The 12793-nt window shown below is 56.0% G+C and carries 12 protein-coding genes; 4 read left to right on the top strand and 8 right to left on the bottom strand.

Annotated elements, in window-relative coordinates; genetic code table 11:
- Positions 1-15: 15 nt before the first annotated feature.
- The 5 genes from AB7E06_RS07545 to AB7E06_RS07525 all read right to left on the bottom strand — a co-directional run bounded on the left by AB7E06_RS07545 (position 16) and on the right by AB7E06_RS07525 (position 5901).
- Positions 16-495, bottom strand: a complete 480-nt coding sequence (locus tag AB7E06_RS07545; protein ID WP_094198108.1) for a GlcG/HbpS family heme-binding protein — start codon at positions 493-495, stop codon at positions 16-18.
- A 31-nt stretch (positions 496-526) separates the two neighbouring features.
- Positions 527-1987 carry an aldehyde dehydrogenase family protein gene (locus AB7E06_RS07540; RefSeq protein ID WP_321278397.1) on the bottom strand — a complete coding sequence of 487 codons (1461 nt, stop codon included), beginning with the start codon at positions 1985-1987 and terminating at the stop codon, positions 527-529.
- Between the two features lie 60 nt (positions 1988-2047).
- On the bottom strand, positions 2048-2782 hold the full coding sequence (locus AB7E06_RS07535; protein ID WP_094198110.1) for a TenA family transcriptional regulator: 735 nt from the start codon (positions 2780-2782) through the stop codon (positions 2048-2050).
- A gap of 123 nt (positions 2783-2905) precedes the next feature.
- Entirely contained in the window at positions 2906-4378 is a 1473-nt protein-coding gene (locus AB7E06_RS07530) for a gamma-glutamyltransferase family protein (RefSeq protein WP_427956048.1), read from the bottom strand.
- A gap of 5 nt (positions 4379-4383) precedes the next feature.
- Positions 4384-5901 (bottom strand): hypothetical protein, encoded by a 1518-nt coding sequence (locus AB7E06_RS07525; protein ID WP_094198112.1) that lies wholly within the window; start codon positions 5899-5901, stop codon positions 4384-4386.
- Positions 5902-6071: 170 nt separating this feature from the next.
- On the opposite strand from AB7E06_RS07525, the gene AB7E06_RS07520 reads away from it, so the two are divergent.
- Positions 6072-6812, top strand: coding sequence for a TSUP family transporter (locus AB7E06_RS07520; RefSeq protein ID WP_094198464.1), 741 nt, complete (start codon positions 6072-6074; stop codon positions 6810-6812).
- A 95-nt stretch (positions 6813-6907) separates the two neighbouring features.
- Positions 6908-7615, top strand: a complete 708-nt coding sequence (locus tag AB7E06_RS07515; RefSeq protein ID WP_094198113.1) for a GntR family transcriptional regulator — start codon at positions 6908-6910, stop codon at positions 7613-7615.
- Here the strand turns inward: AB7E06_RS07515 and AB7E06_RS07510 are convergent, their stop codons facing one another.
- The 3 genes from AB7E06_RS07510 to AB7E06_RS07500 form a co-directional block, all read right to left on the bottom strand.
- On the bottom strand, positions 7616-8206 hold the full coding sequence (locus tag AB7E06_RS07510) for a TetR/AcrR family transcriptional regulator (protein ID WP_427956043.1): 591 nt from the start codon (positions 8204-8206) through the stop codon (positions 7616-7618). It abuts the gene before it with no gap.
- 64 nt (positions 8207-8270) lie between these two features.
- On the bottom strand, positions 8271-9506 hold the full coding sequence (locus AB7E06_RS07505; RefSeq protein ID WP_230019447.1) for a multidrug effflux MFS transporter: 1236 nt from the start codon (positions 9504-9506) through the stop codon (positions 8271-8273).
- A gap of 182 nt (positions 9507-9688) precedes the next feature.
- A complete protein-coding gene (locus AB7E06_RS07500) occupies positions 9689-10237 on the bottom strand; it encodes a ferritin-like domain-containing protein (RefSeq protein WP_094198116.1) in 549 nt (182 codons plus the stop codon).
- Positions 10238-10793: 556 nt separating this feature from the next.
- Here AB7E06_RS07500 and AB7E06_RS07495 point away from each other — a divergent pair.
- Both AB7E06_RS07495 and AB7E06_RS07490 read left to right on the top strand, forming a co-directional pair.
- The gene (locus AB7E06_RS07495; RefSeq protein WP_125277226.1) at positions 10794-11327 is read left to right on the top strand and encodes a Chromate resistance protein ChrB; all 534 of its coding nucleotides are present in this window, start codon (positions 10794-10796) and stop codon (positions 11325-11327) included.
- Entirely contained in the window at positions 11311-12537 is a 1227-nt protein-coding gene (locus tag AB7E06_RS07490; RefSeq protein WP_427956038.1) for an MFS transporter, read from the top strand. The genes AB7E06_RS07495 and AB7E06_RS07490 overlap by 17 nt, the downstream gene beginning before the upstream one ends.
- The last annotated feature ends 256 nt before the right edge of the window (positions 12538-12793 follow it).

Raw genomic sequence — 12793 nt, 5'->3', positions numbered from 1 at the left:
GTCCTCCTGATGCCACTATTTCTTGATGTCCGCCTGAACCAGCACGTCCAGACCCTCTGCCTTCAAGGCCTCGGCCAAGGCCTGCAAGCCGGCCACACCGGCTGCCGTGTCCTGCTCGCCGTTACCGCCGCTCAGGCCAATACCACCGATTACTTCCCCATTGACCACAATGGGGTAGCCGCCCACAAAGGCCGCAAAGCGTCCCTCAAAGCTGAGCTGAATCCCGAAGGCCTCGTTACCAGGCAGTGCCGGACCATTGGGCGCTTGCGTGAACAAGTGGGTGGAGCGCTTGTGGCCGGCAGCGGTAAACGCCTTGTTCCAGGCAATTTGTGCGCCAGTGATACGTGCCCCATCCATGCGCTCCATCACGATGGGATAGCCCCCTTCGTCAACCACGCAAACAGTCTCCAGCACGCCAATCTCTTTGGATTTGGCAATCGCCGCGTCCACCATCAAGCGCGCTTCGCGCTGTTCGAGACGTAGGATTTTTTTCATAAGTCTTCCCAGTATTTCCGGTTAATAAAATTCAGATGCCGCGATACACGGTCTTGATCTGGGTGTAGAACTCCAGACCAGCCCGACCCGACTCGCGGAAAGTGGATGTGCTGGACTGTTTCAGTCCACCAAAAGGGGCATTGATCAAGTTGCCGGTTGTTGTGCGATTGATCTTGACCGTCCCGGCCTCAATGTCATTGGCAAAGCGATGCGCATAGTCGGCACTGCGCGTCACAATGGCGGCCGACAAGCCATATTCAGTGTCATTGGCCATGGCCAGCGCCTGCTCGTAGGAATCAATTTCCAGCAAGGCAATCACCGGACCAAAGATTTCTTCGCGAGCAATACGCATCTGCTGGGTCACGTCTGTAAACAAAGCCGGACGCATGAACAAGCCACGTGCATAGTCGCCTTCGGTCAAACGTTCGCCGCCCAGTAAATGGGTGGCCTCCTGCTTGCCGATGGCCACATAGTCCAGAATGCTTGCCAGTTGGCTTTCGGTGGCAATGGGGCCCAGGTCGGGGTTGCCATTCAAACCATTACCCACGGTCAAGGCGCTGACTTTCTCTACCAAGCGCCGGGTGAACTCCTCTTTGACCTGACGATGCACCAGCACACGGCTGGTGCCCGTGCAGGCCTGGCCACTTAAGGAAAACCCACCTTGAACCACCAGCTTGACGGCCAGATCCAGGTCGGCGTCTTCCATGACAATCAGGGGGTTTTTGCCACCCAACTCCATCTGGGTGCGAGTGCTCATGCGGGCTTGACGACAAATATCTTCACCCGCCTGGGTCGAGCCGGTAAACGAAATGGCGCGTACCTGAGGGGATTGCACCAGCGTGGGCCCCACTTCACTGGCCCTGCCATGTACCAGGTTCAGTACACCGGCCGGAACCCCTGCTTGTGCAAAGGCTTCGCACAGGTAATAACCCGTCAACGGCGTCTCCGACGAAGGTTTGAAAACGACGGTATTGCCCGTAATCAAGGCAGGCGCAATTTTGCGTGCCGGGATGGAGATGGGGAAATTCCAGGGCGCAATTACGGACACCACACCCAAGGGTTCGCGCTGGGTATACACCAGTTGCTGCGCATCATCCTGCGGAAAGGTCTCGCCGGTATAGGTTTGGCCTTCAACCGCATAAAAACGCAGGGTCTGGGCCGAGCGCCCTACTTCCATCTTGCTTTGCGCCAGCGTTTTACCCTCTTCTCGCGTCAGACCCTGAGCGATACGATCAACATTGGCATCCAGCCAGGCCGCCGCCGCATTCAGCACACGGGCCCGGGTGGAAATCGGTGTTGCTCGCCATCCTGCAAAAGCAGCCTGAGCAGCAGCAACGGCTGCCTGTGCGTCCTCAGCCGTGGACAGAGGGAAAGCCCCCACGACATCGTCCCGATCGGCCGGATTCAAATTGGGCTTCGTGCGCCCACTCTGGCTGGGCTGCCACTGCCCATTAATGTAATTGTCGAAAACGACGTCCTTGAGATTGTCCACCGCTGTACTTCCTTGTTTCTAAATCGGCGGGCAGCCTATCTGCCCGCCCGGCTGGCCGACTTACGCTGCTTCCAATTGCAGATCCTGCAAGCTGATCTCGTCTTTGACGTAATCGTTGTACAGGGAAGTGGTATACAGTAGACGCATCTCGGCACCAATTTCGCAGATACGCAAGCAACGCTGCTGCAGTTCCACCGTGTTCGCATGCTCAAGCACGATCTGGTAGCCACGCTCGCCGTGGATTTCGTCCGACACAATGTGCAGGTCGAAAAACTCCACTTCTTCGTCCGTGAAGCCGTATTTTTCGCGCAAGGTTGGGGTCTGCTTGCGGTAAATGGATGGCACTTGGGACTCCAGGCCCACCACCAGTCCCGCCACGGCGACGACGGGGTCTTCACGCATGGCAATGGCATAACACCAGGCCTGCAAGGCGCGGGTGGTGGCATTCATGTTGTCGGGGTCTTCAATACGTGCCCGTGTCGTGCCGCAAGCTTCTCCAAAGCGGATCAGCAGATCTGTGTGGCGGTCACCGCCAATTTCCTCTTCGTACATATTGGCCAGCAAGAAGTCTTTGGCTTCCACGTATTCAGCGGGAGTGCGGGCATACAGATAACCCAGGTAATCGGCAAAAGGGCCGACATAGTGATAGTGGTTTTCAGCCCAGCGAGCCAGATGCTCACGGCTTAGCTTGCCGCTGGCCCAGGCAATACTGAAAGGGGAAGTATTGGCACTTTTCCCTTTAATGGCGGTTTCCAGTGCGGTGCGAAATTCATCGCGATTCAGCAGTTTTTCCATGACTGTTTCCTTGTTGAAAGACGTCGCCCTGACAGCAGCCGACGAAATATGAGGTTTGGACTATTTAAGTATATTGTATACCGTCTACTATTTTAGAAAGTAGGGAATAACCCTGCCTGTTTATCAAACCAACGCCACGCAGCCATCTTTGCGCGGGTCCGATACGGCTTTCAGGCGGCCATCCGCCAAGCGCTCCACCGCTTGTGCACCGCCAAAATCGCTACGGCCTGCCAGTTCGCCGACTCCCTTGTCGGGCGCCCCATACCCGTGTTCACGCAGGAAGGCCGTGCGGCTCGCATCAAAGCCGTCTTCCAGAGCCAGACGCCCAGCCCCCTCCAGACGCCAGCGCGGTGCGAACAAGGCTCGCTCCAAAGGCCAGCCATCGCGCAAGACACGGGTCCATATCTGTATCTGGCCCTGGGGTTGCATCAAACCGCCCACCACACCCAGCCCCATATGGAACTGGCCCGTCTTCAAGGCCAGAGACGGGACAACCGTGTGATACGGACGTTTTCCCGGACCGGGGCCATTCACATGCCCAGGCTCGGAGAAGCCAAAGCCTCGGTTTTGCAGCACAAACCCACAGCCAGGCACGGCGAAACCGGAGCCAAACCGTTTGAAAATACTGGACATGAACGTGACGGCCAATCCGTCCTCGTCAACCACAACCGTGCAAACCGTATTGCCTGCCGGATCACACACGACCTGAGCGGCATGAGTCATTGCCCCTTCGGTCGCCTGGATCAATGCCAACTCCGCCTCATCATCATCCAAGGGTCGGTGCCAGGCGCTTTGGACCGCGTCCAGCACGGCCACCCCATGTGTGTTGGGCGGACACTCATACAGACTGAACTCACCCAGCGATGCGCTGACCGGTTCACAGAAAAATCCTTTATGCTGACGAAAGTCCTCCGCCCGCAACAGCCCCTGTACCCGTTCCATTGCCTGTTCAGCCTGCCATGCGGGGCGCCCCAGATAGAAGGCATCGGGTCCTTGCGTGGCGATGTCCTGCAAGACAGCCGCCAGCTCCGGGTTCAGGTACTGCTCTCCTGCCTTGGGCGGCTTGCCCGCCCTATAAAGAGCGGCACACTCGGGATCGCGATGCAGCACAAAATCAAAGATTTGCCATTCACGCGCCGCCACCGACGCCACCGCAAAACCTTCCTGTGCTGCCTGGATGGCGGGCTGAAGCAAGCGGGCCCAATCCAGACGGCCATAGCGCTGATGCATATCCCACCACCCTCGCACTAGGCCGGGCGTGGTAATGGACAGCACATGGCGCTCGGGAATCCGTCCCCCAGGCAAGGCCTGAACCTGCTCTGCCTTCAACCGCAAAGGCGCCGCTCCGCTACCGTTATAAGCCACTGGCTTACTGTCCGGCGGTGCAACCATCGCCAGCAAGTCGCCGCCTATCCCCGTTGCCATCGGTTCAACGACGCCCATGACGGCATCAGCCGCAATGGCCGCATCCACCGCACTACCCTTGAGTTCCAGCATGGCCTGCGCGGCCCGAACCGCCAAGGGGTGTCCGGCAGCCACGGCCCACTGTTTCCCCAAACCCTGTTTTTCACCTGCGCTATAGGCTGTCGTTCCCATACCGATCATCCAAACACCAGTACGGCACAGATTGTCGAAATCGCCATCCCGGTCAGTACCGGTACCGTCAAGGCCCGCACCAGATCGAGCACATGCACCCGAGCAAAACCTGCCACCGCAATCAGGGACGACCAAGCGATCAAGGTGCCACCACCGGTCCAGATCGCACCGATCTGTCCTACCGCTGCCAAGGTTTCGATGTCCAGACCCGACACAGGGCTCAACGCCGAGGCCAGGGTGCCCGTCAGAGGCAGACCCGAGAAGCCCGACCCATCAATACCCGAGATCATCCCCACCAACAGGACACCAAACGCCACCAGAAAATGATTGTCCGGAATCAGATGCTGACCGGCTGAAATCAACTCGAACAAGAGGCTAGGTGTTTGTGCCAGTGGAATGCCTAAAATGGCAGAGGTCGCTTCACTGGCGCCCAGGAAGAAGAAACCAGCGATTGGCAACACCGAGCCCATGGCACGAAACGCGAAGACAAAACCATCGGTCATATGATCCGGACAGGTGTCCAGCATGCGCCGTGGACCTTCTGCCATACAGGTGGCAATCATCATCAACACAAAGGCGACGCCCCCCACCAAACCGGCAGCATCTCCACCACGCAGAACGGGTAAGGACGGGATAAAGCGGGGCAGCAGCATGATGCCAATCACCGCCAGGAACGCCAGTGGTGTGATCCAGGCCAGAATGCGCGAATAACGTTCTTCCTTGGCACTTAAGCCGGAGTGCACCGTGTGTTCATTACCCGCCGTCCCACGGGCCATCTCTGCCTTGTCATACGTCCCTTGGGATTCCACGTCATCCAGCGTGCTGTCCGGTGCCTGACGCATCCAGGCGTCCAGCAAACGGCTGTCTGCCGGCTTGAAATGGCGACGCATCAACAAGAACGCCAAGGTCAGCGCGACACCCCCCGTAATCCAGGACAACACCAGCGCGCGGTCAGCCAGCACGGCAACATCAGCACCGACACCGGCTGCCTTGGCGCTGATGCCCGGAGCAACCCCAATGATGTAGTCCGACGATAACGCCATGCCCTGCCCACAGATGGCGATCGCCATCGCACCGACCAATGGTGGCAAACCAGCCGCAATAGCCGCCGGCAGCAAAATGGCCGACACCAGAGGCACTGCAGGCGTGGGCCAGAAGAACAGGGAAATAAAATAGGTCGCTGCAGCAATCATCAAAAAGGACGAGGCACTATTGACCATGACCTTGCGAAAGGGGGCCACCATCTTCACATCGGCTTCCAGCCGCTTTAAGGAATTGAGCAACGCTGTCATGAAGGTGATTACCAGGAAGATGTTGAACAGTTCCTGAGCCGCCACGAAGCTGGCCGAAAAAATACTGATTAAGCCCTGAATAGGGCTGCCCGTTATGGCCGTGACTACCGCCAAGGTCCCGATGACGGATGGCACCACTACGTTGGCCCGGAAAATCATCGTAATGATGATCACCAGGACGCTGATCAAATAAGCCCAGTGCGCCGCACCGAGCACCACGTCGCTTTGCATGTATCCCCCTTTCCTTCTCTTTTTTCTGAATATTTAGTATTCCTGAAACGGTATACTATCTTCAATTAATGATCAAAATCAGAAAAAACTATCAAAAACTGGGGAAAACTCTAAGAATCTCATGCTTGAAACACTTAGATTGAATACCTTATACAAATAAAAGGATGTTTATGGCGGCTTTAATTGACCTCGTGGACCCGCTGTCCTGGCTGCTGATGGCCTGCCTGGTGGTTTTGGCCGCGTTTTTACAAGGAGTGGGAGGGATTGGATTTGCCATGCTGGTGGCGCCCATTGCCGCCCTGATCTTCCCACAGCTAGTACCAGGGCCGCTGTTGGCCTTGGGCGGTAGCGTCTCTTTACTGGCGGCCCTGCGAGAACGTCAACATATCGTGCCTAATGTCGTGGTCTGCGCGCTGGGCGGGCGGGCCACGGGCTCGCTTATCGCTGTCTTGGGTATGACGCAACTACCGATAGCCGCCGTCAACCTGGGTTTTGCATTTGCCATCTTGGGCGCAGTCGCTCTCAGCGCCTGGGGCCTGCGCATACTACCCTCCACACGCAACATGATTCTGGCGGGTATTGCATCGGGGATCATGGGCACGCTAACCTCGGTCGGCGCCCCTGCCCTGGCAATTGCCATGCAGAATCTGGCGCCGGCACAGCTACGCGCGTCACTCGGCCTTATTCTCTTTCTAGGCGCGAGCCTGTCTTTGGTATTGCTGATGCTGGTTGGCCTGTTCTCCTTGCAACAAGCCATGCTCAGCATTGTGCTCTACCCATTCATGTTGCTGGGTTTTGCTCTATCAGGACAATTACGCCATCAAGTCAGCCTGCCATTAATGCGCAGGCTGCTATTGGGTATTTGTTCCATCAGCGCCCTGGTCTTGATTGCACGCACGCTGTGGCACTGAATACTTAGCCCCCAAACTGTATACCATATTCAGAAAAGTGCGCCTACACCGTATAATCGTGTCTGGCCCTTTTGCCCGATTGCACAGGTCGTACCATGAATATCCCCAGTTTCAACCTTCCCAATTCCCTTGTCGATGCGGATAACCGCCGCTTGGGTGATCAGCATGCCTCATTGTTTGCGGTAATACGCGACCAATTGCGTGAACGTATTCTGAGCGGTGAATTCCATCCTGGCGACCGCCTGGTGGAGGGCAAACTGGCGAGCGAGCTGGGGGTCTCACGTATTCCTGTACGGGAAGCCCTGCGCGAGCTGGCCTCCGAAGGCCTGGTCACTATCGAACCACGACGGGGGGCCTCCGTGGCCGTATTGTCGGCCGAGATTGCCTATAACATGGCTGAAGTGCGCGCCACTCTTGAGGGGCTTAATGCCAAGTTGGCCGCTCAACGCCAGGACCCGGCCAATATTGAAAAACTGCAAACCATTCTGAGTCAGGGCCATGAAGCCATGGATGCCGGCAATCTGGAATTGCTCAAATCCCTGAACCGGCAATTTCATGAAACCCTGGCCACCATGTCGGGCAATATCGTACTGACCGAGCTGATGCGCTCCTTACGTGATCGCACCGCGCTGCTCTTTGCCCCCAGCAATCTGCAGCGCATCCGCCAGAACTGGGAAGATCACGCCCAAATCCTGAACGCGGTTGTGGCCGGTAACAGCGATCTGGCCAACCTGCTGGCGACCCAGCACGTACACAATGCGGCCAAGGCCTATCAGGATGCCCAAAACGGCGAGAAAACCTGATCAAGCAGAGCGGCTCGCTCTTAACGCGGTCTCAAAGACCATCCAAACCGATGCCAGGCGCCGTTGGTACTTGTGTGCGCCACCAAACAACAACTCGCTTTGCAGGCTGTCGATCAAGGCCATGTAAGTCATGGCCAAGGTATCCACACGTAAACCCGTCTCGGACTTAGTCAGGGCAGACAGCTCCAGGGCCTGATGGATGATGCTTTCCAGGTCCTCCATAAACACGTGCATGGGTTCCATCACCACATCGTACAAATGCACAGGCGGGGCAAATAAGGTACGAATCCAAAAACGTACTTGATGCGATTGCTCAAAGCGCTCCTGTATCCCTTCCAGATAGGCCCGCAACTGCTGCTTGATCTCATCGCCCCCTTGCAGAACCTGACGTGCATGGTTCAGCTCATCATCCACAATCTTTGGAATCAGGCTCAGAAACAGCTCATCCTTGTTGCGAAAATGGGCATAGACAGAGGGCTTTTTAATGCCCACATCCGCGGCAATCTCGTTCATGGTGGTGGCATCAAAGCCCTGAACAGCAAAGCGCGCCAACGCGGCATCCTGCAGTTTTTCAGTCGTGGTTTTGCTCACAGTCCAACACGCTCTCAGTCAAAGACTCATCATCAAGGCCACCATCACGGCCCGCCGCAAACGCTTATTTTACAGTCCCCAGCTCCCCGACCGATCTTGTTACCGTGCGGCAACGGCCGGCCAGAACATACAACAGAATCGACAGCAGACCGCAGCCACCAATCGCCAAAGGCACAACGTGCGGCCCAGGCACCGCCAGACTGACGATGTAGCCCACCACCGCCGAAATCAGATAATGGAACATACCCATCAAGGCCGCAGCGGTACCAGCCTGAGGGCCAGCCACGTTCATGGTCAAGGCCGTCACGTTACCAAAAACCATTCCTAAAGAACCGACCGACATGGCGATCAAGGCGGCATATAGGATCAGGCCCGCCACGTCTGCTTGCACCGCCACATACAAGAGCCAGGCCGAAGCCGTATGGACAATCAGCCCTAAGGCCAGCACCCGAGAAGTAGGCATCCCGGCCTTCAACACGTAATTGCTGACGACCCCACCCAGGACCAACGCCACCGAGTTACCGGCAAACACATAACTGAACACAGCGGGCGACAAAGCAAAATGCTGCGTGAACACAAAAGCCGAGCCACTGATATAAACAAATAAGGCAGCCAGTGCAAAACCACCGGAACCGGTATACGCCATGAATGGCTTATTGCCCAGCTCGCGTCCATAGGCGCGAACAATATGACCGGGATTCAAAGGAACACGCTGCGTCACGGGCAAGGAGTCCGGGATGGTCTTGAGCCCCCACAACAAACCCATCGTCCCTAAAAAAGCCAACATCCAAAAAATGGCCCGCCAATCTGCATGGCGCAATAAATACGCGCCCCAAATAGGAGCCACAATCGGTGCGATCATCATCACCTGCATCAATAACGAAAAGATGCGTGCCGACTCTTTCATATCGCACAAATCCGCCACAATCGCGCGCGGTGTGACGAGCCCTGCTGCCGCACCCAAGGCCTGAATAAAACGCGCAAGGAGCAAAGCCTCAACCGATGTGGCCAAAGCACCAAGAATCGAACCAATCACAAAGATGACAACGCCCAGCAGCAAGGGAACTCGGCGCCCGAAACGGTCCAGCAAAGGGCCATAAATACCTTGCCCCAAAGCCAGGCCCGCCAGAAAGATAGACAGCGTTTGCTGAATCCGTCCCGAGGAAACTCCCAGCTCCTGCGCAATGGCAGGCATACCCGGCAAATACATATCGATTGCCATCGCGTCCAATGCCGTCAACATGGCCAGCAACAAGATCAATGACCAAGCCAGGCTCCTGGTACGTGACAAATCACTCATGTTGCACTCTCTGTCGCACGGAAAAACAAAAACCCAAACACACTGACACCCCTGTCCATAGCAATTTCAATCCAAACTACCTACCGATAGGTAGGAAAGTCGTTACTGTACTCTTTTCAGGATGTGGGCGAAAAAAAACCCCGGTAAATACCGGGGTTCCTGAGCGCCTGAGCAGCTAAAACTTAAATGTCCAGCAAATCACCCATGTCATCAGCGTGCTCTTCTTCCACGGCCATGATCTCGACCAGCATCTGGCGAGTGGTCGGGTCGGTGTCACCAATGCGTTCAATCATTTGGCGATAGGACTCGATGGCAATACGCTCGGCAATCAGGTTGGCGCGAATCATGGATTTGATGTCACCGCTATCGTCATATTCCGCATGGCTGCGTTGGGCCAGGTTTTTGGGATTGAAATCCGGCTCGCCGTTCAACTGCACAATACGTTCGGCAATGCGGTCGGCATGCTCGGCCTCTTGCTGGGCATGCTCCAGAAACTCGGCTTTGATAGGCTCGTTGTTCAAACCGGTGGCAGTAAAGTAGTGGCGCTTGTAGCGCATCACACAGACCAGCTCAGTGGCCAGAGCCTCATTGAGCATTTGGATGATCTCTTCACGATTGCCCTTGTAGCCGGATGCCACCGCACCATCGTCCACAAACTTCTTGGCAGCTGCGCGGATAGCAGCAACATCGATAGGACCTTGGCTGGGTTTATCAGCTTTGTGCTTACTCATTGCATTCCTCCGTATTGATTCCCACCGCAAAAGCGCGGCACTGTATCGTGCAACAACCGGAAACGAACACACGGACTCCATAACCAACAAGTGCTTGCCCTAAGGACAAGCGCTTTACCTAAACCTGGGCTTGAAGTCTGCACGCTGCTGGTGATCCAAACCGGTCGCGCAAGAAACTGAACAAAGTGAATAGGTGCCTTTCATGGTAGCGATTGCCCCTTGGCTTGGAAAGCGCAAAACAGCCGCCTCCAGTTGCAGGAAACTAGGTCTTTGAGCAATAAAAAACTGAAAATCAGGCCGTATGAAAGCCGCTCAAAATCACCATCCATGCGGGCTAAGCACGAAATTTGCTACTGGTTTTCCCCAATAAAAACGGCTATCGCCCTTCTCAAGCAGAGATACAAGCTCAAACACTTGGATACAGGTTCGACGCTATCAACGGCCTGTCTCAAGCCAGTATTGATATGTTTTTTATTTATCGCCTCCTTTCATAAAAAAACGACAACATCGATTAATATGAAACGGTCGTTACTACTTCTTGATTGTTATGACATCAATGAGATGGCTACTTCTGACCTATAAAGTCCCCTCTGAGCCTAGTGCCAAACGCCTGGCACTATGGCGACGTTTGAAAAGCCTGGGCGCGGTGTATCTGCAAAACGGGGTGTGCGTGCTGCCCAAAACCGACGAGCATGTACGCCGCCTAAAGGTGCTGGAAAACGACATCGCCACCATGCAAGGCGAATGCGTCTTGCTGGAAACCATTGCACTGGACAAGGCCCAGGAAAACAAGGTCATCGCCCGTTTCACGGACGAGCGCAACGATCAGTATCAGGAGCTGCTGGGCCGGTGCAAAGACTTCGAGGCCGAGATCGACAAGGAAATTTCGATTCAGAAATTCACCTATGCCGAACTGGACGAAGAAGAAACTGACCTTAAGAAACTGGAAAACTGGTACGAGAAAATCCGGAAGCTGGATTTTTATGGCGCCCCCCTGGCACCGCTTGCCCAAGAGCGTCTGCAAGCGTGTCAGGCACGGCTGGATGCGTATGCCCAGATGGTCTATGACGCTCATGAAGAAAACTGCTGATCCTGCACCGACACCGGCCGCCGCCCCCTCCAGGGCCAGCATTCACCGCAGCGTCTGGGCATTGGGCTTTGTATCCATGTTCATGGACATTTCCTCAGAACTGATCCACGCTCTGCTGCCCATTTACATGGTTACCGTCCTGGGTACCTCGGTACTGGCAGTAGGCGTTATCGAAGGCATTGCCGAGGCCACCGCCTCCATCATGAAAGTGTTTTCCGGCGCGGTCAGCGACCGTTTTGGAAAGCGTAAACTGCTGGCCGTCATTGGCTATGGGCTGGCAGCCCTGACCAAACCCATTTTTCCCCTGGCAAACTCACTGGACTGGCTGGTCGGCGCCCGCTTTGTAGACCGCATCGGCAAAGGCATACGCGGTGCCCCCCGTGACGCCCTGATCGCCGATGTCACTGGCCCCGAATCGCGTGGGGCGGCCTACGGTTTGCGGCAAACGCTCGATACCGTTGGCGCCTTTGTCGGCCCCCTGCTGGCCATCGGGCGGATGTGGTGGACAGCCAATAATTACCAGTTGATCTTCTGGGTTGCCGTGCTGCCTGCCTTTGCTTCGATCGCCGTTCTGGTGCTCTTTGTGCGCGAGCCCACCTTACCCGCCAACACCCGCCCCCGCAAACTACCCCTGAACCGGGAAGACCTGAGCCGTTTGGGTTCCCGCTATTGGTCGATTGTCGCCATTGGTCTGGCCTTTACATTGGCCCGTTTCAGCGAAGCCTTCCTTCTCTTGCGCGCAGAGGCCAGCGGCTTACCACCCATGTGGGCTCCAGCCGTCCTGGTTGTCATGGGAGTGGCCTTTTCCCTGTCTGCCTACCCTGCAGGTGTGCTGTCGGATCGCATGCGTAAAACCGACCTGCTCCTGATCGGAGTGACCCTGCTGATTGCAGCCGACCTGCTCCTGGCCTTTGTCCCCGGCTTGCTGGGTTTGGGTCTGGGCGTTGCTTTGTGGGGCCTGCATATGGGCTTTACCCAAGGCCTGTTCAGCGTCCTGATTGCCGACAGCGCCCCCGCCGAACTGCGTGGCACCGCCTTTGGCCTGTTCCATCTGCTAATCGGCATCGCCTTGCTGCTGGCCAGTGTTATTGCCGGTATGCTCTGGGACACCATTGGCTTCCAAGGCACCTTTGCCGCTGGCGCACTTTTTGCGATTTTGACTGGGGTAGGTTTGCTCACCCTACGACACTCAACCCAAGGAGCGTTCTAAGCCACGGCCTGAGTCCCTCAAGCGACAGGCCATTATTGGCAGCCAATGTGCTTGTGTCGAAACCCCACAAAAAAGCCCCTGCCAGCACGGTACTGGCAAGGGCCTTTGAACTTTGGCTTAGTAGGTTTTAGAACGGTTGTGCACAACAAATATATGTAAACAGTGTCATAGCTCCCAACTATCCTGATGACTTTGGTACCACTTCAAATGAGCACGTAAACAAATCGCAAAAATTACAGCGCGTAGTTTACATTTT

It is taken from the genome of Alcaligenes sp. (assembly GCF_050255915.1).
GTDB lineage: Bacteria > Pseudomonadota > Gammaproteobacteria > Burkholderiales > Burkholderiaceae_B > Alcaligenes > Alcaligenes aquatilis.
This window is presented reverse-complemented; position numbering and strand designations above follow the sequence as displayed.

Bases quoted from the DNA above. Each gene is read 5' to 3' on its own strand.
- AB7E06_RS07545 (WP_094198108.1), bottom strand. From the start codon at position 495: ATGAAAAAAATCCTACGTCTCGAACAGCGCGAAGCGCGCTTGATGGTG.
- AB7E06_RS07530 (WP_427956048.1), bottom strand. From the start codon at position 4,378: ATGGGAACGACAGCCTATAGCGCAGGTGAAAAACAGGGTTTGGGGAAA.
- AB7E06_RS07490 (WP_427956038.1), top strand. From the start codon at position 11,311: ATGAAGAAAACTGCTGATCCTGCACCGACACCGGCCGCCGCCCCCTCC.
- AB7E06_RS07515 (WP_094198113.1), top strand. From the start codon at position 6,908: ATGAATATCCCCAGTTTCAACCTTCCCAATTCCCTTGTCGATGCGGAT.
- AB7E06_RS07520 (WP_094198464.1), top strand. From the start codon at position 6,072: ATGGCGGCTTTAATTGACCTCGTGGACCCGCTGTCCTGGCTGCTGATG.
- AB7E06_RS07495 (WP_125277226.1), top strand. From the start codon at position 10,794: ATGAGATGGCTACTTCTGACCTATAAAGTCCCCTCTGAGCCTAGTGCC.
- AB7E06_RS07500 (WP_094198116.1), bottom strand. From the start codon at position 10,237: ATGAGTAAGCACAAAGCTGATAAACCCAGCCAAGGTCCTATCGATGTT.
- AB7E06_RS07535 (WP_094198110.1), bottom strand. From the start codon at position 2,782: ATGGAAAAACTGCTGAATCGCGATGAATTTCGCACCGCACTGGAAACC.
- AB7E06_RS07505 (WP_230019447.1), bottom strand. From the start codon at position 9,506: ATGAGTGATTTGTCACGTACCAGGAGCCTGGCTTGGTCATTGATCTTG.
- AB7E06_RS07525 (WP_094198112.1), bottom strand. From the start codon at position 5,901: ATGCAAAGCGACGTGGTGCTCGGTGCGGCGCACTGGGCTTATTTGATC.